This window comes from Pantoea sp. Cy-640, assembly GCF_011752635.1.
GTDB classification, from domain to species: domain Bacteria; phylum Pseudomonadota; class Gammaproteobacteria; order Enterobacterales; family Enterobacteriaceae; genus Pantoea; species Pantoea dispersa.
Genome location: NZ_VWXB01000010.1, coordinates 114,074 through 135,409, shown reverse-complemented (window position 1 = coordinate 135,409; position 21,336 = coordinate 114,074). Strand labels below are relative to the sequence as shown.

13 protein-coding genes are annotated in these 21,336 nt (G+C 60.0%); 9 read left to right on the top strand and 4 right to left on the bottom strand.

What is annotated here, in order from left to right; all coding sequences use genetic code 11:
- Nucleotides 1-156: 156 nt before the first annotated feature.
- The 7 genes from F3J36_RS20915 (at nucleotide 157) to lplT (ending at nucleotide 14,612) form a co-directional block, all read left to right on the top strand.
- On the top strand, nucleotides 157-1,887 hold the full coding sequence (locus F3J36_RS20915; RefSeq protein WP_021506690.1) for a penicillin-binding transpeptidase domain-containing protein: 1,731 nt from the start codon (nucleotides 157-159) through the stop codon (nucleotides 1,885-1,887).
- 443 nt (nucleotides 1,888-2,330) lie between these two features.
- Complete coding sequence (locus F3J36_RS20910) at nucleotides 2,331-3,536, top strand: MdtA/MuxA family multidrug efflux RND transporter periplasmic adaptor subunit (protein ID WP_166720493.1); 1,206 nt, start codon at nucleotides 2,331-2,333, stop codon at nucleotides 3,534-3,536.
- The gene (locus F3J36_RS20905; protein ID WP_166720492.1) at nucleotides 3,533-6,682 is read left to right on the top strand and encodes a multidrug efflux RND transporter permease subunit; all 3,150 of its coding nucleotides are present in this window, start codon (nucleotides 3,533-3,535) and stop codon (nucleotides 6,680-6,682) included. Before F3J36_RS20910 ends, F3J36_RS20905 begins: the two co-directional genes overlap by 4 nt.
- Nucleotides 6,679-9,780, top strand: a complete 3,102-nt coding sequence (locus F3J36_RS20900; protein WP_166720491.1) for an efflux RND transporter permease subunit — start codon at nucleotides 6,679-6,681, stop codon at nucleotides 9,778-9,780. Before F3J36_RS20905 ends, F3J36_RS20900 begins: the two co-directional genes overlap by 4 nt.
- Before the next feature lie 12 nt (nucleotides 9,781-9,792).
- Complete coding sequence (locus F3J36_RS20895; RefSeq protein WP_371742070.1) at nucleotides 9,793-11,184, top strand: efflux transporter outer membrane subunit; 1,392 nt, start codon at nucleotides 9,793-9,795, stop codon at nucleotides 11,182-11,184.
- A 90-nt stretch (nucleotides 11,185-11,274) separates the two neighbouring features.
- Nucleotides 11,275-13,425: a bifunctional acyl-ACP--phospholipid O-acyltransferase/long-chain-fatty-acid--ACP ligase gene (aas, locus tag F3J36_RS20890; RefSeq protein ID WP_166720489.1), complete on the top strand. Its 2,151-nt coding sequence runs from the start codon at nucleotides 11,275-11,277 to the stop codon at nucleotides 13,423-13,425.
- Nucleotides 13,422-14,612, top strand: a complete 1,191-nt coding sequence (gene lplT / locus F3J36_RS20885) for a lysophospholipid transporter LplT (protein WP_166720488.1) — start codon at nucleotides 13,422-13,424, stop codon at nucleotides 14,610-14,612. Before aas ends, lplT begins: the two co-directional genes overlap by 4 nt.
- Before the next feature lie 129 nt (nucleotides 14,613-14,741).
- On the opposite strand, the gene F3J36_RS20880 is transcribed toward lplT, so the two are convergent.
- From F3J36_RS20880 to mutH, 4 genes are all read right to left on the bottom strand, one after another.
- Nucleotides 14,742-15,782, bottom strand: a complete 1,041-nt coding sequence (locus F3J36_RS20880) for an NADP(H)-dependent aldo-keto reductase (RefSeq protein ID WP_021506697.1) — start codon at nucleotides 15,780-15,782, stop codon at nucleotides 14,742-14,744.
- A 143-nt stretch (nucleotides 15,783-15,925) separates the two neighbouring features.
- Nucleotides 15,926-16,144, bottom strand: coding sequence for a YgdI/YgdR family lipoprotein (locus F3J36_RS20875; protein ID WP_021506698.1), 219 nt, complete (start codon nucleotides 16,142-16,144; stop codon nucleotides 15,926-15,928).
- A gap of 116 nt (nucleotides 16,145-16,260) precedes the next feature.
- Nucleotides 16,261-16,971 (bottom strand): TerC family protein, encoded by a 711-nt coding sequence (locus F3J36_RS20870; protein WP_021506699.1) that lies wholly within the window; start codon nucleotides 16,969-16,971, stop codon nucleotides 16,261-16,263.
- A 97-nt stretch (nucleotides 16,972-17,068) separates the two neighbouring features.
- Entirely contained in the window at nucleotides 17,069-17,755 is a 687-nt protein-coding gene (mutH, locus tag F3J36_RS20865; protein WP_058757065.1) for a DNA mismatch repair endonuclease MutH, read from the bottom strand.
- Between the two features lie 685 nt (nucleotides 17,756-18,440).
- Here mutH and rppH point away from each other — a divergent pair.
- Complete coding sequence (rppH, locus tag F3J36_RS20860; RefSeq protein WP_031279497.1) at nucleotides 18,441-18,971, top strand: RNA pyrophosphohydrolase; 531 nt, start codon at nucleotides 18,441-18,443, stop codon at nucleotides 18,969-18,971.
- Nucleotides 18,972-18,983: 12 nt separating this feature from the next.
- The gene (ptsP, locus tag F3J36_RS20855) at nucleotides 18,984-21,230 is read left to right on the top strand and encodes a phosphoenolpyruvate--protein phosphotransferase (RefSeq protein ID WP_058757064.1); all 2,247 of its coding nucleotides are present in this window, start codon (nucleotides 18,984-18,986) and stop codon (nucleotides 21,228-21,230) included.
- Nucleotides 21,231-21,336: the final 106 nt, after the last annotated feature.

The following is a 21,336-nucleotide window of genomic DNA, read 5'->3' as shown; positions in this document are numbered from 1 at the left end:
TTTTTGCCTGCGATCTGCCGGTGTGAAGCGTCCCGTTGTGGTGACCTCAATCGGGCATAAACGAACTGATACATTGTTTTCCTGTCAACTCGCTTTACCTTTCTTTATAACTGCAGCTAACCCCTTTGGATTCATCTTTTATCGCAGCGGATCGCCATGCCCCCGATTAAAAAATTTCTGGGAAAAGACCAGATTAAAGCCCCGTTTAACCCGTTTCGTTTTCGTCTGATTTGTCTGGGCGTATTAGGCTGCATGGGCCTGCTGCTGGCGCGTGTCGGCGATCTGCAGCTGATCAATCATCCGATGCTGGAGCACGAGGCCGACCAGCGCTCGCTGCGGACCGTGACGCTGCCGACCAACCGCGGCACGCTGCTCGACCGCGACGGCCAGGCGCTGGCGCTCAGCGTGCCATCGCGCGATATCATCGCCGATCCGCTGCGCGTGCTGGAGGCCAATCCCGATTTCACCAGCGCCAAATGGAGCTATCTGGCGGCGGCGCTGAATCTGCGACCGGACGAGCTGCGCGCGCAGATCACCGCCAATCCGAAAAAGCGCTTCCTCTATCTCGGGCGCAAAATCGAGCTGGGCATTGCCAAAGATATTGCAGAGCTGCATCTGAAAGGCATCAGTTCGGTGTATGACGACAGCCGTTTTTATCCGATGAGTGAAGCCGCGGCGCCGCTGATTGGCATCGTCGGGGCGGACAATAACGGGCTTAACGGGCTGGAGAAGGGATTTGACCGGGTACTGCAGGGCGAGCCGGGTAAAGAGGTGTATCGCCAGGACGGGGACGGCAACATTATTGCGATGATCGATTACGAGCCGCCGAAGCAGCCGCCGACGGTGCAGCTCAGCATCGATAAGTTTGACCAGTTTACGCTGTACAGCAAGCTGCGCGACGGCGTGCTGCTCAACAAGGCCGATTCGGGCGCGGCGGTGCTGGTGAAGATCGACACCGGCGAAATCCTCGCTATGGCGTCTTATCCGTCGTTCAACCCCAACAATTATGACAACGCCACGCCGGCGCAAATGCGCAATACCGCCATCAATGACAGCTACGAGCCCGGTTCGACGGTGAAGCCGCTGGTGGTGATGGAAGGGCTGCAGCGTCATCTGGTGCGCCCCGATTCGGTGATCGACACCACGCCCTACAGCGTCAACGGCCACCTGATCCGCGATGTCGGCCACTGGCCGCGCCTGACCATGACCGGCATTTTGCAGAAATCCAGCGACATCGGCGTGTCGCACATTGCGCTGGCGATGCCGGCGGAAGCGCTGGTGAACACCTATCAGGCGTTTGGTCTTGGCAAGCCGACCGGGCTGGGACTGACCGGTGAGAGCGTGGGCTACTTCCCGCTGCATCGCCAGCGCTGGGCGGACATTGAGCGCGCCACCTTCTCGTTCGGTTACGGTCTGCGCGTAACGCCGCTGCAGATTGCGCGTGAGTACGCCACGCTCGGTTCGTATGGCGTCTATCGCCCGCTGTCGATCACCAAAGTGACGCCACCGGTACTGGGCAGGCAGGTGGCGGATCCGCAGATCGTGCAAACCGTGGTGCACATGCTGGAGAGTGACGTGCTGCCGGGCGGTACCGGGGTGAAAGCAGCGGTTCCGGGCTACCGGCTGGCGACCAAAACCGGTACCGCGGAGAAGATGGGCAGCAGCGGCAAATATGACGGCGGCTATGTCAACTACACCGCCGGCATCGCGCCGGCCAGCCATCCGGAAGTGGCGCTGGTGGTGATGATTAACCATCCTACCGCTGGCGATCACTTTGGCGGATCGGTGGCTGCGCCGGTATTTGGCAACATCATGGGGCCGGTGCTGAAACACATGAACGTGGCACCCGACGCGATTTACAGTAAACCGGCATCAGATAAATCTTAACGAAATCAGGATGTAAACGCGCAGTCGAGCTTTTCACACCTCGTTGCATTTCGCCGAACTCCGTTGCGATTTGCGGCTGTTATCCGTGCCGCCATTGCGCGACGATAAAGGTCCCAGAGGTATTGATTGGTGTGAAGATCGGCTGCTGCGGCAGCGATACCCTTGTGGTATTCACCCTGTTCGGTTGCACCGACCCACGCGGATGCGTGGGTTTTTTTTGCCTGTAAGTTGTCCTCCTCTCCCGTTTATAGCGCCTGCACGCGCCATCACCGGCCGCTGCCGGGCGCGGTTTAAATCCTGCATCTCTTAACGAAACGCTTACGGTTTGCGTATAGAAAACGTTCTGGCGATCCGCCGATAATGCGCGTCGTGATGATTTTCGCTGAAATAATCCCCTGCTTACCGGGGTTTTTACCCACACTTTTGCTGATCTGAAGACGCTGATGACTATCCATGCTCCCCGTTCTGGTTTCTCCCGCTGGTTGAAATGGCTGCTTGTGTTGCTGGTGCTGCTGATCGCGGCCGGCGTGATCTGGCGTGTGGCAGGCGGCAAGCGGGGCGCAGCACCCGGCGACCTGCCGCCAGGCGGTCATCGCGGCGCGGCGCAGATAAGCGGCCCGGCAACGCTGGTGCACAGCGGCGTTGCCGCGACGGCCGACGTGCCGGTGTACCTGAATGCGCTCGGCACGGTGATCCCCAACGCCAGCGTCACCGTCTCCAGCCGCGTGGCCGGGCAGCTGCAGCAGGTGTTCTTTACTGAAGGGCAGAAAGTCAGCGCCGGTCAGCTGCTGGCGCAGATCGATCCGCGCAGTTATCAGGCGACGCTGGCCCAGTATCAGGGCGATCTCAGCCAGAACCAGGCGCTGCTGCACAGTGCGCAACTGACGCTGGCACGCTACAAAAAGCTGGCAGCGCAGGACTCGCTGTCGCGCCAGGATCTGGATAGCCAGATTGCTACCGTCGGCCAGTATCAGGGCGCGGTGGCGGCGGATCAGGCGCAAATCGCCAGCGCAAAACTGGATATTGAGTATGCCCGCATCACCTCGCCGATCAGCGGTCGCGTGGGCCTGCGGCTGGTCGATCCCGGCAATATGGTGCAGACCAGCGACACCACCGGCATTGTGGTGGTGACGCAAATGCAGCCTGCCGCCGTGACGTTCAGCGTGCCGCAAAGTTACATCGCGCAGCTGACGCGCGCACTGCGCAACGGCCAGAGCCTGCCCGCGACGGCCTTCGATCAGGACAACAGCACCATACTGGCGCAGGGTGAGGTGAAGTACATCAGCAATCAGATCGATACCAGCACCGGCACCATCGAACTGAAAGCCAGCTTTCCTAACCAGGACGAAGCGCTGTTTGCCAACCAGTTCGTTAATCTGCGTCTGCAAACCGGCACGCTGAAAAACGCGACGGTGATCCCTGCGCAGGCGCTGCAGCTGAGCAGCGACGGGAGCTTTGTGTTTATTATCAACAAAGACAATAGCGTGACGCGCAAAGCGGTCACCACCGGACCGGCACTGGGGGAAGATCGTCAGGCGATCCTGCAGGGCGTGGCGCCAGGCGATCGTCTGGTGACCGAGGGGATCGATCGTCTGACTAACGGCAGCAAAGTCCAGCTGGCTGACAACAGCAAAAGTACCCAGCCATGAACCCGTCTCGTCTGTTTATCCTGCGCCCGGTAGCGACGATTCTGCTGATGATCGGCGTGCTGATCGCCGGCCTGTTCGCTTATCGCTTTCTCTCCACCTCGGCGCTGCCGCAGGTGGATTATCCGACCATTCAGGTTACCACCCTTTATCCTGGCGCCAGCCCGGACGTGATGGCCTCGTCCGTGACCTCGCCGCTGGAGCGTCAGCTCGGTCAGATGGCCGGTCTTAGCCAGATGACGTCTGCCAGCTCGGGCGGATCATCGATTATCACCCTGAAGTTCAGCCTCGATCTGTCGCTTGACGTCGCCGAACAGGAAGTCCAGGCGGCAATCAACGCGGCGAATAATCTGTTACCGGACGATCTGCCCAATCCGCCGACGTATAAAAAGGTCAATCCGGCCGACAGTGCGGTGATCACGCTGGCCGCCAGTTCCGACACGCTGCCGCTGACTGAAGTGCAGGATCTGGTGAACACGCGCGTGGCGCTGAAGCTGTCGCAAATCAACGGCGTGGGGATGGTGACCCTGGCGGGCGGCAATCAGCCGGCGATTCGCGTGCAGATGGATCCAAAAGCGCTGGCGGCGCACAAGCTGTCGCTGGAAGACGTCAATACGCTGATCGCCAACAGCAACGTCAACGGTTCGAAAGGCGGCTTCGACGGCAAATATCACTCGGTGACCATCGACGCCAACGATCAGCTGCGCACCGCGGCCGAATACGGCAATCTGATTCTCACCTGGCAGAACGGTGCGGCGTTGCGGCTGAAAGATATCGCCCATATCGAACAGGGGCCGGAGAATCGCTTTCAGTCGGCGTGGGCCAATAACCGTCCGGCGATTGTCATCAGCGTGCAGCGCCAGCCCGGCGCCAACGTCATTCAGGTAGTGGATAGCATTAAAAAGCAGCTGCCCGTACTGCAGGCGGCGCTGCCGGATGGCGTGAAAATGCACGTGCTCGCCGATCGCACGCAGACCATCCGCGCCTCGATCAGCGACGTACAGTTTGAACTGATGCTGTCGATCGCACTGGTGGTGATGGTGACCTTCCTGTTTCTGCGCAACGTGGCGGCGACGCTGATTCCCAGCGTGGCAGTACCGCTGTCGCTGATTGGCACCTTTGGCGTGATGTATCTCGCCGATTTCAGCCTCAACAACCTGTCGCTGATGGCGCTGACCATCGCCACCGGGTTTGTCATTGATGACGCGATTGTGGTGGTGGAGAACATTTCGCGCCGGCTGGAGCAGGGGGAAACGCCGATGCAGGCTGCGCTGAAAGGTTCGCAGCAGATTGGCTTCACCATTATTTCCCTGACGTTTTCCCTGATTGCGGTCCTGATTCCGCTGCTGTTTATGGGCGATGTGGTCGGACGGCTGTTCCGCGAATTCGCCATCACCCTGGCCGTGTCGATTCTGGTGTCGATGGTGGTGTCGCTGACGCTGACGCCGATGCTGTGTGCCTGGCTGTTAAGGCATATTCCTGAGGCGCAGCAGTCACGCTTTGCGCGCAAAGGCGGCGAGCTGTTTGACAAACTGGTCCGCGGCTATGACCGCCTGCTCAGCGTAGTGCTCAACCATCAGAAGCTGACGCTGCTGATGGCGCTGGCAACCTTTGCACTCACCGCGCTGCTGTATCTGGCCATCCCGAAAGGGTTCTTTCCCACGCAGGATACCGGGCTGATTCAGGGGGTGACCGTGGCGTCGCAGGATGTCTCCTTCACGGCGATGGCGCAGCGTCAGCAGGCGCTGGCAACGGTGATCCTGCAAAATCCGGCGGTCGAGAGTGTGTCCTCAACCATTGGTATCGACGGCAATAACACCAGCCTCAATAGCGGGCGCCTGCAGATCAACCTGAAAGCGTTTGACCAGCGCGACGTCAAAGCCGATGAGGTGATTGCGCAGCTACAGCAGGCGGCGCGCCGGGTCGCCGGCATTCAGCTTTATCTGCAGCCAGCACAGGACCTGACGGTCAACGATCAGGTGACGCCGAGCCAGTACCAGTTCACCCTTGATGATGCCGACAGCGAAAACCTGGTGCGCTGGACGCCGCAGCTGATAGCTGCGCTGCAGCAGCGCCCGGAGTTTAATGGCGTGGTCAGCAACCTGCAGGATCAGGGGCGCGTGGCCTATGTGGAGCTGAATCGCGATAAAGCTGCGCGCTACGGTATCACGGCAGCTGACGTCGATACCGCGCTGTACAACAGCTTTGGTCAGCGGCTGGTTTCCACCATTTTTACCCAGGCGAATCAGTATCGCGTGGTGCTGGAAGTGGCGCCGCAGTATCAGCAGTCGCCGGCGTCATTTGATGACGTTTATCTGCCGGTGAGCAGCAGTGCATCAACCAGCAGCGACAGCGACAGTGAGACCACTACCACCGGCATGGTGAAACTCACCGCCATCGCCAGCGTGCATGCGCGGACCGGGGCGCTGATGCACATGCGCCTGAATCAGTTCCCGGCGGTGATGGTGTCGTTCAATCTTAACCCCGGTTATTCGCTGGAGGAGGGGCAGCGGGCGATTGCGCAGGTCACGCAGCAGCTTAAACTGCCCGCCAGCATAACGCTGCGCTATCAGGGTGAAACCGCGGCGTTTCAGAGCGCCACCGGCAATACGCTGTGGCTGATTCTGGCGGCGCTGATCACCATGTACGTGGTGCTGGGCATTCTGTATGAAAGCTTTATTCATCCGGTGACCATTCTCTCCACGCTGCCGTCGGCGGCGGTCGGGGCGCTGCTGACGCTGATGCTGGCGGGCAGTGAATTCAGCCTGATCGCGCTGATTGGCGTCATTCTGCTGATTGGCATCGTCAAAAAGAACGCCATTATGATGATCGACTTCGCGCTGGAGGCGCAGCATAAGCAGCAAATGACGCCGCGCGAAGCGATCCATCAGGCCTGTCTGCTGCGCTTCCGGCCGATTCTGATGACCACCATGGCGGCGCTGCTCGGTGCGCTGCCGCTGATGCTGGCCTCCGGCTCCGGTGCCGAACTGCGTCAGCCGCTCGGGCTGGTGATTGTCGGTGGCCTGCTGGTGAGCCAGGTGCTGACGCTGTTCTCCACCCCGGTGATCTATCTGTGGTTTGATGGGCTGGCGCAGCGCGGTAAGCGCTACGTGCAGCGCCGGCAGCAGCAGGCGCGGGGCGAGCCATGAACATCACCCGGCTATTTATCTTTCGCCCGGTTGCCACGCTGCTGCTGACGCTGGCGATCCTGCTGCTCGGGGCGCTGGGCTACCGGCTGCTGCCCGTCGCGCCGCTGCCGCAGGTGGATTTTCCTACCATCATGGTCAGCGCCAGCCTGGCCGGTGCCAGCCCGGAAACCATGGCGGCCACGGTAGCGACGCCGCTGGAGCGTTCGCTCGGCCAGATTGCCGGTGTGACGGAGATGACGTCGACCAGCTCGCAGGGCTCGACCAGCGTGATACTGCAGTTTGAACTTGACCGCGATATCAATGGCGCGGCGCGCGACGTGCAGGCAGCGATAAACGCGGCGCGCAGCCTGTTACCGAGTGCTATGGAGTCGCTGCCGACCTATCGCAAAGCAAATCCCTCAGACGCGCCGATTGTGATGCTGGCGCTCACCTCCGCCACGCGCACGCCGGGTGAACTGTATGACCTCGCCGAAAGCAAAATTGAACAGGCGATGGGGCAGGTCAGGGGTGTAGGCGAGGTGTCGCTGATGGGCAGCGCGCTGCCGGCGGTCCGCATTGATCTGCAGCCGCAACAGCTGACGCACTATGGCATTGCGCTGGATACGGTGCGCAGCGCCGTCGCCAGCAGCACCACCAATCTGCCGAAAGGCATGCTGCAGGGCAGTAGCCAGTCCTGGATGGTGGACGGCAACGGCCAGCTGGACAAAGCGGCACAGTACCGCGACCTGATAGTCAGCTACCACGCGGGTAAGGCGGTGCGACTGCATGACGTCGCCACGGTGTATGACTCGGTGGAGGATCAGTATCAGGCCGGCTTTCTCAATTCACAGCCGTCGGTGATGATCGCCATCAAGCGTCAGGCCGGCGCTAACATGCTCGACACCATTGACGCCATCAAAGCGCAGCTGCCACAGCTGGAGAAAGATCTGCCTGCCGATACCCAGCTCAAAGTGGTGGTGGACCGTTCGCCAACGGTGCGCGCCTCACTGTATGACACCGAAGAGACGCTGCTGGTGGCGATGCTGCTGGTGATTGCCGTGGTATTTGTCTTCCTGCGTAATTTGCAGGCGGTGGTGATTCCGGCGCTGGCGCTGCCGGTGTCGCTGATCGGCACCTGCGCGGTGATGTATCTGCTCGGCTACAGTCTTGATAACCTGTCGCTGATGGCGCTGATCATCGCCACGGGTTTTGTCGTTGATGACGCCATCGTGGTGCTGGAAAATATCACCCGGCACATCGAAGCCGGTCTGAGTCCGCTGCGTGCCGCCCTGCGCGGTGCCCATGAGGTGAGCTTTACGGTGCTGTCGATGACGGTGTCGCTGGTGGCGGTGTTTATCCCGATTCTGCTAATGGGCAGTATTGTTGGCCGCCTGTTCCGCGAATTTGCGGTGACGCTGACGGTCTCACTGCTGATCTCCATGTTTGTCTCGCTCAGCCTGACCCCGATGCTGTGCGCCCGGCTGCTGCGGCCGAAGCCGCAGGTCACCCGGCGGCCGCATCCGCTCTATCAGCTGATTGAAAATGCGCTCAACGCGCTGCTGGCCGCTTACGCGCGTGGCCTGGCGTGGGTGATGGCGCACCAGAAGATTACCCTGCTGAGTTTGCTGCTCACCGTGCTGCTTAACCTGTTTCTGTTTAGCGTGGTGCAAAAGGGCTTTTTCCCCAATCAGGACACCGGCCTGCTGATGGGCGCCCTGCGCGCTGACCAGAACATCTCCTTCCAGGCGATGAAGCCAAAGATGCTGGCGTTCACCAAAATCATTGAGGCCGATCCGGCGGTAGACAGCGTGATGTCGTCAATGGGCAGCGGCATGTTTGGCTCGCGCAATAGCGCCAACTTTTTTGTCCGGCTGAAAGATTTTGACCAGCGCAGCGCCAGCGCCACCGAAGTGGCTAACCGGCTGAGCCTGAAAACCCGCCATATTGCCGGGGCGCAGCTGTTCCTGATGGCCGCGCAGGATCTGCACATCGGCGGGCGCAGCGCCAACGCCACTTATCAGTACAGCCTGCAGGCTGACGATCTCGATCTGCTGCGCCGCTGGACGCCGAAAGTCCAGGCGGCGCTGGCCGCGATACCGCAACTCAACAGCGTGGATTCCGATGCGCAAACCGGCGGACAGGAGGTGGTGATCAATATCGATCGCGACCGCGCCACGCGGCTGGGCGTTAACGTGCAGATGCTGGACACGCTGCTGAACAATGCCTTTAGCCAGCGACAGATTGCCACGCTCTATCACACGCTCAATCAGTACCATGTGGTGATGGCCCTGCAGGATAGCGACACGCGCGATCCGGCCATGTTGCAACAACTGTATGTGATTAACGACAGCGGCGATCGCGTGCCGCTGGCGGCCTTTGCCCGCTTCAGCGGCGGCAACGCGCCGCTGTCGGTTGCGCATCAGGGCCAGTCAGCGACCAGCACCATCGCCTTCAACCTCAACGACGGCGTGTCGCTGGAGCAGGCGCAGACGCTGATTAAGCAAGCGATGGCACAGCTGGGGTTGCCCTCCAGCATTCAGGCGGGCTTTGCCGGCACCGCCGCGGCGTTCTCTCAGCTCACCGCCACCATGCCGTGGCTGATTATTGCGGCGCTGGCGGCGGTGTATATCGTCCTGGGCATGCTGTATGAGAGTTACATTCACCCGCTGACCATTCTCTCCACGCTGCCGTCGGCAGGCGTCGGGGCGCTGCTGCTGTTGCTGCTGACCAATACGCAACTGACGGTGATTGCGCTGATCGGCATCATTTTGCTGATCGGTATCGTCAAGAAAAACGCCATCATGATGATCGATTTTGCCCTGCACGCCGAGCGCAGCCAGGGGCTGTCGCCGCAGCAGGCGATTACGCAGGCGTGCCTGATGCGCTTTCGGCCGATCATGATGACCACGCTGGCCGCCTTCTTCGGCGCTCTGCCGCTGGCGCTGGGCAGCGGTGGCGACGCTGATTTACGCAGTCCGCTGGGGATTGCGATTGCCGGCGGTCTGGCCCTGAGCCAGCTGCTGACCCTGTTTACCACGCCAGTGGTCTATCTCTGGCTGGATCGTCTCAGCCGCGCCACCCAGCGTCAGTGGCGGCGCGTGCGTCATGTGGAATCCTGATTGATGAAAATGATGAACATTGGCGCGCTGACGGTGGCGCTACTGGTTGCTGGCTGTAGCGTTGGCCCCGATTATCAGCGTCCGGCGATGGCGCTGCCGACGCACTATAAAGAGGCCAAAGGCTGGACGCAGGCCACGCCGCAGGACGCCAGTCGCAAAGGGGAGTGGTGGACGGTGTATCACGATGCCGCCTTGTCCAGCCTGCTGCGCCAGGTGAGCATCTCTAACCAGAACGTCGCCAGTTATGCGGCGCAGTATCGCGAAGCCCAGGCGCTAAGCGCGCAGTCGCGCGCGGCGCTGTTTCCCTCACTCGACTACGATGCCAGCAGCACGCGCAGCGGCAGCCGTGCCAGCACCAGCGGTCAGCGCAGCGTCAGCAACAGCCACAGCGCTACGCTGAATGCCAGCTGGGAGCTGGATCTGTGGGGCAAACTGCGCCGCACCCAGGAAGAGGATAAGGCCAGCGCGCAGGCCAGCCAGGCGGAACTGGCTAATGTCACGCTGAGCGCCCAGTCAGAGCTGGCGCAGGACTATTTTCAGCTGCGCATCATCGACGAAAAGATCGCGCTCTATCAGCGCAGCATTGAAGCTTATCAGCGCTATCTCAGCGTGATTAACAACAAGTACCGCGCCGGTAGCGAATCCCGCGCCACCCTGGCGCAGGCACAGATGCAGCTGGAGAGCGCCCGCGCTTCGGCGCAGGATTATCAGTGGCAGCGCGCGCAACTGGAGCACGCGGTGGCGCTGCTGCTGGGGCGTGCGCCAGCCGACTTTACGTTGCCGGTGGCGAAGCTGGATGCCACGCTGCCGTCCATTCCGCAGAGCCTGCCTTCGGCGCTGCTGCAGCGCCGTCCGGACATCGCCTATGCCGAACGTAACGTGGCGGCCGCCAACGCGGCGGTCGGGGTGGCGATTGCCGGTTATTATCCCGACCTGACGCTCAGCGCCAGCGGTGGCGTGACCGCCTCAGCGATCCACAGCTTATTGTCGCTGCCGAATCGCGCCTGGTCGCTGGGGCCGGAGCTCAGCGGTACGCTGCTCGACTTTGGCGCGACCTCGGCGAAAGTGGCGCAGGCGCGTGCCGCCTATGATGCCAGCGTGGCCACCTATCGCCAGACGGTGCTGAGCGCGCTGGGAGAAGTGGAAGATAACCTGGTGGAACTGAATACCTTGCAGGGGGAAATCGCCGCGCAGCAGCGCGCCGCCGTGGCGGCACAGGCGTCAGCACGCGTAACGCGCAACCAGTATGACGCCGGCATGATTGATTACCTTGATGTCGCTACCACGGAAAACAGCAGCCTGAGCGAGCAGCAGAGCCTGCTGTCGCTGCAGAGCAGCCAGTGGGTGAGCAGCGTGGCGCTGATCGCCGCGCTGGGCGGCGGCTGGCAGGGCGAATCACCCTGAATTCATCACGATAAATCACTGCGCTACTTGTCGAACATCCCCGGATCCTGCAAGGTAAGAACCATTTTTTACCGCTGCTAAGGAGCTGGCATGCTATTTACCGTTCTGCGTTTCCTCTGTCGCCTGTTATGGCGCGTTGAGCTGCGTGGCGATCTGACTGCCCTGCACAAAGAAAAAGTGCTGATCACGCCAAACCATATGTCGTTTCTCGATGGCGTGCTGCTGGCGCTGTTTCTGCCCATTAAACCGGTGTTCGCCGTCTATTCTTCGATCAGCGAACAGTGGTATATGCGCCTGCTCAGGCCGGTCATCGACTTCGTGCCGCTCGACCCCACCAAACCGATGTCGATCAAACATCTGGTGCGCATGATCAACGAAGGGCGTCCGGTGGTGATCTTTCCGGAAGGGCGCATTACCGTCACCGGTTCATTGATGAAAATCTACAGCGGCGCTGGCTTCGTCGCGGCGAAATCCGCCGCCACCGTGGTGCCGATGCGCATTGAAGGCGCAGAGTACACGCCGTTTGGCCGCCTGGCCGGGGTGTTTAAACGTCGCCTGTTCCCGCGCATCACCCTGACGGTGCTGCCTGCCACGGTGATTCCCATGCCGGAAGCGAAACGCGCGCGCGACCGCCGCGTGCTGGCCGGTGAGCATTTACATCATGTGATGATGGAAGCGCGCATGGCGGTGCGCCCGCGCGAAACGCTGTTCGACGCTTTTCTCAATGCGCGCACCCGTTACGGGCTGAGCAAACCCTGCATCGAAGACATCAACTTTAAGCCGGACAGCTACACCGGACTGCTGAAAAAAGCGCTCGGCGTCGGACGCATTCTGGAGCGCTACAGCCAGCAGGGCGAATTCGTTGGCCTGCTGCTGCCGAACGCCACGGTGACCGCGGCGGCGATTCTCGGGGCTTCACTGCGCGGGCGCGTGCCGGCCATGCTCAACTACACCGCCGGCATCAACGGCATGCGCGCGGCGCTGACCGCCTCGCAGGTGAAAACCGTGTTTACCTCGCGCCAGTTCCTCGAGAAGGGCAACCTGTGGCACCTGCCGCAGGGGCTGACGGAGGTGCAGTGGATCTATCTGGAGGATCTGAAAGATACCGTCACGCTGCAGGACAAACTGTGGATCCTCGCGCACCTGCTGCTGCCACGCCGGGCACAGGTTGCCCAGCAGCCAGAAGACGCGGCAATGGTGCTGTTTACCTCCGGCTCGGAAGGCAATCCCAAAGGTGTGGTGCACTCGCATAAAAGCCTGCTGGCGAATGTGGAGCAGATTCGCACCGTGGCGGATTTCACCCCGCGTGACCGCTTTATGTCGGCGCTGCCGCTGTTCCACGCCTTCGGCCTCACCGTCGGGCTGTTCACGCCGCTGCTGACCGGCGCGCAGGTATTCCTCTATCCCAGCCCGCTGCACTATCGCATCGTGCCGGAGCTGGTATACGACCGTAACTGCACCGTGCTGTTTGGCACCTCCACCTTCCTCGGCAACTATGCGCGCTTTGCCAGCCCGTACGATTTCGCCCGGCTGCGCTACGTGGTGGCAGGTGCTGAGAAGCTGCAGGAAGGCACGCGCCAGATCTACATGGAGAAGTACGGCATCCGCATCCTCGAAGGTTACGGCGTGACCGAGTGTGCGCCAGTGGTAGCAATCAACGTGCCGATGGCCGCCAAATCGCATACCGTCGGCCGTATTCTGCCGGGCATGGATTCACGTCTGATTGCGGTACCGGGCATTGAGCAGGGCGGACGACTACAGCTGCGCGGTCCGAATGTGATGAACGGCTACCTGCGGGTGGAAAACCCCGGCGTGCTGGAGCCACCGGTGGCGGATAACGGCGAGGGCGAACAGGAAGCCGGCTGGTACGATACCGGGGATATTGTCAGCTTTGACGAGGGCGGTTTCTGTCAGATTCAGGGGCGCGCTAAACGCTTCGCCAAAATCGCCGGAGAGATGGTGTCGCTGGAGAGCGTGGAGCAGATTGCCCTGAAAGCCTCGGCGGAGAAACAGCACGCGGCGTCGCTGCGGCCCGATGGCCAGCGTGGAGAAGCGCTGGTGCTGTTTACCACCGACAGTGAACTCAGCCGCGAGCGGCTGCAGCAGGCCGCGCGTGAGATGGGTGCGCCAGAGCTGGCGGTGCCGCGCGACATTCGCTACATGAAACAGCTGCCGATGCTGGGCAGCGGCAAACCAGACTACGTCAGCCTGAAACAGCTGGCAGAAGAGGAGCGGGCATGAGTCAGTCGGTGAATCCGGACGCCCCTTTGCTGTCGCGCAGTATGCTGGCGGTGATCGTGGCACAGTTTTTCTCTGCCTTTGGCGACAACGCGCTGCTGTTCGCCACGCTGGCGCTGCTGAAAAGTCAGTTCTATCCGGACTGGAGCCAGCCGATCCTGCAGATGCTGTTTGTGGCCACTTACATTCTGCTCGCGCCGTTTGTCGGGCAGATGGCCGACAGCTTTGCCAAAGGGCGGGTGATGATGTTTGCCAACAGCCTTAAGCTGCTCGGTGCGCTGGTGATCTGCTTCGGCTTTAATCCGTTTCTCGGCTACACGCTGGTGGGCGTCGGCGCGGCGGCGTATTCGCCGGCGAAATACGGCATCCTGACGGAGATCACCAGCGGCGCGCGGCTGGTGAAAGCCAACGGGCTGATGGAGTCGTCGACTATCGCGGCGATTCTGCTCGGCTCGGTGGCAGGCGGCGTGCTCGCCGACTGGCATCTGCTGGCAGCACTAGTGGTGTGTGCACTCACTTACGCACTGGCGGTGGTGGCGAACCTGTTCATTCCGCGTCTGCAGGCAGCGCGCCCCGGCCAGAGCTGGCACGCTGGCGCGATGCTGCGCAGCTTTATCGCCTCGGCACAGCTGCTGTGGCGTAACGGTGAAACCCGCTTCTCGCTGCTCGGCACCAGCCTGTTCTGGGGCGCCGGCGTCACGCTGCGCTTCCTGCTGGTGCTGTGGGTGCCGGTGGCGCTCGGCATCACGGACAATAAAACGCCGACCACGCTAAATGCCATGGTGGCGATCGGTATCGTTATCGGCGCGGCCGCGGCGGCAAATCTGGTCACGCTGCAAACGGTGCGGCGCTGCATGCCGGCCGGCGTGCTGATTGGCGTGATGGTGGTGCTGTTCTCGCTGCAGCATAGCCTGCTGAATGCGTATCTGCTGCTGATGCTGATTGGTGCGCTCGGCGGCTTCTTTGTGGTGCCGCTCAACGCGCTGTTGCAGGAGCGCGGCAAAGATACCGTGGGTTCAGGCAACGCGATTGCGGTGCAAAACCTGGGTGAGAACAGCGCGATGCTGCTAATGCTGGGGCTGTATACCGTGGCGATTAAGCTGGGTGCGCCAGCGGTCGCGACGGGCGTGGGCTTCGGCGCGCTGTTCGCCATGGCGATTGCCGTGTTGTGGTGGAGAACGCGTCGCTGAGCGGCGCAGAAAGGGACCAGGTCGCCATGAATGGCGACCCTACCCTGGCCCGGCGCATACACCAAAACCACAGCAGGTATGCGAAGGTCGCAAACCCTGTAGGGTGCGCGTTAACGCGCACCAGGGAGATTACGGTGCCGGATACGTATACTGACGGTGAATCGCTTCCAGCGCCTCTAACACCTCGCCGCTCAGCGTCAGATTGAAACTCTCCACGTTAACCTTCAGCTGTTCCATGGTGGTGGCACCGAGCAGGGTGCTGGCCACAAACGGCTGCTGCCGCACATAGGCCAGCGCCATCTGTGACGGATCCAGGTTATGCTGTTTTGCCAGCGCTACGTAGGCAGCAATCGCCTGCTGTGACTGCTCGCCGCTGTAGCGGGTAAAGCGGCTGAACAGCGTATTGCGCGCGCCGGCCGGTTTCGCCCCGTTGAGGTATTTACCGCTCAGCGTACCAAAGGCCAGGCTGGAATAGGCCAGCAGTTCCACGCCCTCATGCTGGCTAATCTCTGCCAGACCCACTTCAAAACTGCGGTTCAGCAGGCTGTACGGATTCTGAATGGTGACGATACGCGGCAGCTCGTGCTTCTCCGCCAGCTGCAGGTAGCGCATCACGCCCCAGGCCGTTTCGTTCGAGACGCCAATGTAACGGATCTTGCCCGCGCGCACCTGTTCGGTCAGCGCTTCCAGCGTCTCCAGCAGCGTAACAGTGGCGGTGTTATCACTGTACTGATAACCGAGCTTGCCAAAGTAGTTGGTCTGGCGCTGCGGCCAGTGCAGCTGGTAGAGGTCGAGGTAATCGGTATTAAGGCGCTTCAGGCTGGCGTCCAGCGCTTCGCGGATGTTCTTGCGATCCAGCGCCTGGTTGGGGCGAATCAGCGCATCGCTGCCGCGCACCGGGCCGGCGACTTTACTCGCCAGAATGATTTTGTCGCGGCTGCCGCGCTTTTGCAGCCAGCTGCCAATGTATTTTTCGGTCAGGCCCTGGGTTTCCGGACGCGGTGGCACCGGATACATCTCGGCGGTATCAATCAGGTTAATACCCTGGCTAACGGCGTAATCAAGCTGCTGGTGGGCGTCGGCTTCGCTATTCTGCTCACCAAACGTCATCGTGCCTAACCCCAGCTGACTGACTTCCAGCGTGCTATGGGGGATACGGTGATAATGCATTGCCGGCTTCCTTTTTTCATTATGAAACGGAATGTTGTGTTCTCTGGGACTATAGCCTGTGAAGTGGCGCAGAAGGAAGGGGGGAAAGTTCGGGAAATCGCCTGCACAGGGGGAAAACGCGTACAGGCGAGGCAATTTGGCACTTAACGCTCAATGATGGTGGAAACCTCGTCACCATTAATTTGCATAACATGGCCCTGTTCGTCGGTGTACTGCACCAGACCGGTTTCTTTATCAATCGACGGCTTACCTTCGGTCATAATCATGCGGCCATCTTTGGTGGCCATAACGTAATCACTGCTGCAACCGCTTAATGCCAGCGCCGCCAGCAGCAGGCCCACTGCACTTACCAACCCTTTCATTCTCAGCTCCCTCAAGCCACTTCAACAGCAAAAGTGTAGTAATAAATGCTTTTGCCAGCTGGAGTAATCGCATCATTCCTAAAATAACAGGGCGAGATGCGCTCGCCCTTGACAGGTTACGCTTTGTTTTTCCTGCTGCGCATCAGGTTCAGACACTCTACCGCCATGGAGAAGAACATCGCAAAATAAATGTAACCTTTTGGTACATGCATACCAAAACTCTCGAGGATCAGGGTAAAGCCGACCAGAATCAGAAACGCCAGCGCCAGCATTTTGACCGACGGATGCCGCTCAACAAACTCGCCAATCGCGCGCGCGGCTACCATCATCATCAGCACCGCGATGACCACCGCCGCCATCATAATGAACAGGTGATCGGACAGACCGACGGCAGTGATCACCGAATCCAGGCTGAAGATGATGTCGAGCAGCATGATCTGCACGATGGCGCCGAAGAAAGAGTGCACATTGGTTTTGTGCTCCTCTTCGCCGCCTTCGATGGTTTCATGGATCTCCATGCTCGACTTCCACAGCAGGAACAGGCCGCCGAACAGCAGAATCAGATCGCGCGCGGAGAAGGCGTGGTCCATGATGGAAAACAACGGCTGCGTCAGTCTCACCACCCAGGCGATGGAGGCCAGCAGCCCGAGGCGCATCAACATCGCCCCCATCAGACCCAGCCGGCGCGCCCGGTTTTGCTGGTGCTGCGGCAGTTTCGCGACCACCAGAGACAGGAAAATAATGTTATCGATACCCAGCACCACTTCCAGAATGGTTAATGTTCCCAGCGCCAGCCAGGCGTTGGGATCAGCAATCCAGTCAAACATGAATCCTTCATTCCTAAACGAAAAGTAAACGGGAATTATACACGGCGCAGGCGGCGCTGCCTAAAGCGATCCTGCAAGGGCGAGGTTGTACCGGGCATTACAGCAGAAAATGCCGCGCCAGCAGCGGTCCGGTAAAGCTCTTCTTGAGATAAAAACCGCGCGGCAGCGTCATGATCGGCTCGCCGTGTTCGCCGATGGCTTCGGTCAGCGCTTTGCTGTTGGCCGCTTTTGGCCGGATTTGCAGCCACGCACCGTGGCGGGCGGTGATGCGCTCCACCTGGCCGAGCACGATCATGTCCATCAGCTCTTCCCAGTCCTCACGTAACTGCTGCTCTTCCTGCGCATTCGGCTGCCACAGCAGTGGCGAACCCACGCGGCGCTCGGCCAGCGGAATGGCACGATCGCCCTCCACCGGGATCCACAACACCCGCGCCAGCTTGTGGCGCACGTGGCTGGTTTGCCAGGTAACGCCGCTGTTGCCGGTGAGCGGTGCCACGCAGACAAAAGTGGTTTCCAGCGGCTTACCCAGCGCATCGACCGGAATGGTTTTGAGTTCAATACCCAGATGCGCAAAATCCTGCTCGGCTTTACTGCCGGCGCTGGCACCCAGCAGCAGCTCCAGCAGCATGCCGACCCAGCCTTTGTCACGGCGTAAATCGGCGGGCATCGGCAGGCCAAGCTGCGCGGCCAGCGCGGCAAAGCTCTGACCAGCCAGCTGTTGGGCACGCTGGAGCAGTTCGGCTTCGTTACGGGGCGCAGCAGGCAAGGCGGCAGGGCAATTCATGATAAAAACTCGCATTGGTCAAAATATGGTCAGTAAAGGTCAGCGCGTGTTGTCCACACCGTGGCGGACAATGTAAACGTGATAATAGCATGATTCAGCATGCTTTTTTAGCGTGATTGACCAGGTGCTCATCAGGGTAAGAGGCGGTTATCCCGGTTTGTTATCGACAATGAACAGGATCTTAAACCCAGTTATCCACAGAAAAGTGGGATAACCCCACGTTTTGCCCACCCCTGTTTCCATTTACAGCCTTGACTTTGCCGAACTGCGCGCTTTTTTTCCATTCTCTGCCCAGGTTTAGGACATTCTCTGTGGATAAAATCAACGGTGATGGATCTTTGAGCAGCGGTAACCGCGTGGGGAAGAATAACCGGCTTTCACGCTGTGTATCTGAACGGAGTGATTGGCTATCGCTATGATAAATGGGTATTTTAGTGCTATTCGCCCCGGCGTGCATGAGAATTTTCCGAAGCGGTTATTCAACACATTCCCGTGTTCTGCACAAAGCTATCCACAGAAAAGGTGAATAAGATCGCCGTTAAATGCCCCTGTCTGTTCATAACATGGCTATTATCTGTGAGTTATCCCATTGTTATCCGGTCAGCGGCGCGGATATCCAGTGGTTTACCGCCTGTAAGGAGTATGAAACAATCAGGCTATTCAAATTTAGCTTTGAGGTAGTCCAGTGATCGATGATGATGGCTACCGCCCGAATGTTGGTATCGTAATCTGTAACAGGCAAGGACAAGTGTTGTGGGCCAGGCGCTTTGGACAGCACTCCTGGCAGTTTCCTCAGGGAGGCATCAATCCGGGTGAAACCGCTGAACAGGCGATGTATCGCGAACTGTTCGAAGAAGTGGGTTTACACCGCAAAGATGTTCGAATACTTGCTTCAACCCGTAACTGGTTACGTTACAAGTTGCCAAAACGTTTGGTGCGTTGGGACACAAAGCCGGTGTGTATCGGCCAGAAACAAAAGTGGTTTCTTCTGCAGTTGATGTGTAGTGACGCGGATATCAATGTGCAACACAGCAGCACGCCGGAGTTCGATGGCTGGCGCTGGGTCAGCTTCTGGTATCCGGTACGTCAGGTTGTCTCTTTCAAGCGCGATGTGTATCGCCGCGTCATGAAGGAATTCGCTGGCGTGGTGATGTCTATGCAGGAGAGTGCGGGGCAGCGCAATAACAACGCCGCCCATCGACGTAAAAGAGGATAGGCCACGCCCTTTATGCTCACTCAGTTGCGCGAAATTGTAGAAAAAGTGGCGAGTGCACCGCGTCTGAATGAAGCACTCGACATTCTGGTCAACGAAATATGCCTGGCGATGGAGACCGAGGTCTGCTCGGTTTACCTCGCCGATCACGATCGGCGTTGCTACTACCTGATGGCGACGCGCGGCCTGAAAAAGCCGCGCGGCCGCACGGTTACGCTGGCGTTCGACGAAGGTATCGTCGGGCTGGTGGGCCGCCTGGCCGAACCGATCAACCTCGCCGATGCGCAAAGTCATCCCAGCTTCAAATACATTCCCTCCGTCAAAGAAGAGCGCTATCGCTCGTTTCTGGGTGTGCCAATCATTAGCCGGCGTCAACTGCTCGGCGTGCTGGTGGTGCAACAGCGAGAGCATCGTCAGTTCGACGAAAGCGAAGAGTCGTTTCTGGTTACGCTGGCCACGCAGATGGCCGCGCTGCTGTCGCAGTCGCAGCTTGGCCAGCTGTTCGGTCAGTTCCGCCAGACGCGCGTCAAAGCGATTGCCGCCGCGCCGGGCGTCGCCGTTGCGCCTGGCTGGGTTGATGAAACACAGCCGTTGCTCGACCAGGTGTCCGCCGCCTCTACGCTCGATCCACAGCGTGAACGCGAGCGCCTGATTGTCGCCATGGGCGAGGCGGGCAACGAGTTTCGTCGCTTCAGCAAGCGTTTCGCGGCCAGCGTGCAGAAAGAGAGCGCGGCGATCTTCGATCTCTACTCGCACCTGCTCACCGATGCGCGACTGAAAAAAGATCTGTTTGCCGAGATCGAGCGCGGATCGGTAGCCGAGTGGGCGGTTAAAACGGTGATCGAGAAGTTTGCCGCACAGTTTGCCAGCCTGCAGGATCACTATTTACGCGAGCGCGCCGGTGATTTGCGCGTGCTCGGCCAGCGCCTGCTGTTCCATCTTGACGACACGCTGGTGGGCACCAATGCCTGGCCGGAACGTTTTGTGCTGGTAGCCGATGAACTCACCGCCACCACGCTGGCGGAGCTGCCTCAGGAGCGGCTGGCGGGCGTGGTGGTGCGCGATGGCGCAGCCAACTCGCACGCGGCGATCCTCACGCGCGCCATGGGTATTCCGACCGTGATGGGCGCGGATATCCTGCCGTCGCAGCTCAACAAGCGGCTGCTAATCGTGGACGGCTATCGCGGCGAAGTGCTGATCGATCCAGAGCCGGTGCTGGTGCAGGAGTATCAGCGGCTGATCAGCGAAGAGAACGCGCTGAGCAAAATGGCCGAAGATGTGGTGGAGCAGCCCGGCGAGCTGAAAAGCGGCGAGCGCGTGCAGGTGATGCTCAACGCCGGTCTCAGCCCGGAACACGAACAGGCGCTCGACAACTGGGTTGACGGCATCGGCCTGTATCGCACCGAAATTCCGTTCATGTTGCAAAGCGGCTTCCCGTCGGAAGAGGAGCAGGTGGCGCAATATCAGGGCATGCTGCAACTGTTTTACGACAAACCGGTGACGTTGCGTACGCTGGATGTCGGCGCTGACAAACAGCTGCCTTACATGCCGATCAGTGAAGAGAACCCCTGTCTCGGCTGGCGTGGCATTCGTCTGACGCTCGACCAGCCGGAGATCTTCCTGGTGCAGGTGCGCGCTATGCTGCGCGCCAACGTCGCTTCGGGCAACCTGAGCATTCTGCTGCCGATGATCAGTCATATTGACGAGATCGAAGAGGCGCGGCGCCTGATCGATCGCGCCGGTCGCGAAGTGGAAGAGATGCTCGGTTATGCCATTCCGAAACCGCGCATTGGTGTGATGATTGAAGTGCCGTCGATGCTGTTTCTGATCCCGCATCTGGCGCAACGCGTGGACTTTATCTCCGTCGGCACCAACGATCTCACCCAGTATCTGCTGGCGGTCGATCGCAACAATACCCGCGTTGCCAACCTTTACGATTCGCTGCATCCGGCGATGCTGCGGGCGTTGCAAACCATCGCCAGTGAAGCCCGCCAGGCCAAACTGGAGCTGTGCCTGTGTGGTGAAATGGCGGGCGATCCGATGTGCGTCGCGTTGCTGGTGGGTCTGGGTTATCACCATCTCAGCATGAACGGCAAGAACATTCCGCGCGTCAAATACCTGCTGCGCCACCTCGATTACGAAGAGGCGCAGAAACTGAGCCAGCAGGGCGTGATGGCGCACACCGCAACGGAAGTGCGCCATCTGGTGTCGGCCTTCATGGAGCGGCGCGGCCTGGGCGGACTGATTCGCGGCGGACGTTAACTGTTTACATTTCTGCGGAAATTGTGAAAAGCGGCTGTGCTATGATGCGCAGCCTTTTATTGTATGGCCCTTTAGCCACGCCCTTTTGCGGGCAGAAAAAACATGG

Bases quoted from the DNA above. Each gene is read 5' to 3' on its own strand.
- F3J36_RS20915 (WP_021506690.1), top strand. From the start codon at position 157: ATGCCCCCGATTAAAAAATTTCTGGGAAAAGACCAGATTAAAGCCCCG.
- F3J36_RS20910 (WP_166720493.1), top strand. From the start codon at position 2,331: ATGACTATCCATGCTCCCCGTTCTGGTTTCTCCCGCTGGTTGAAATGG.
- F3J36_RS20905 (WP_166720492.1), top strand. From the start codon at position 3,533: ATGAACCCGTCTCGTCTGTTTATCCTGCGCCCGGTAGCGACGATTCTG.
- F3J36_RS20900 (WP_166720491.1), top strand. From the start codon at position 6,679: ATGAACATCACCCGGCTATTTATCTTTCGCCCGGTTGCCACGCTGCTG.
- F3J36_RS20895 (WP_371742070.1), top strand. From the start codon at position 9,793: ATGAACATTGGCGCGCTGACGGTGGCGCTACTGGTTGCTGGCTGTAGC.
- aas (WP_166720489.1), top strand. From the start codon at position 11,275: ATGCTATTTACCGTTCTGCGTTTCCTCTGTCGCCTGTTATGGCGCGTT.
- lplT (WP_166720488.1), top strand. From the start codon at position 13,422: ATGAGTCAGTCGGTGAATCCGGACGCCCCTTTGCTGTCGCGCAGTATG.
- F3J36_RS20880 (WP_021506697.1), bottom strand. From the start codon at position 15,782: ATGCATTATCACCGTATCCCCCATAGCACGCTGGAAGTCAGTCAGCTG.
- F3J36_RS20875 (WP_021506698.1), bottom strand. From the start codon at position 16,144: ATGAAAGGGTTGGTAAGTGCAGTGGGCCTGCTGCTGGCGGCGCTGGCA.
- F3J36_RS20870 (WP_021506699.1), bottom strand. From the start codon at position 16,971: ATGTTTGACTGGATTGCTGATCCCAACGCCTGGCTGGCGCTGGGAACA.
- mutH (WP_058757065.1), bottom strand. From the start codon at position 17,755: ATGAATTGCCCTGCCGCCTTGCCTGCTGCGCCCCGTAACGAAGCCGAA.
- ptsP (WP_058757064.1), top strand. From the start codon at position 18,984: ATGCTCACTCAGTTGCGCGAAATTGTAGAAAAAGTGGCGAGTGCACCG.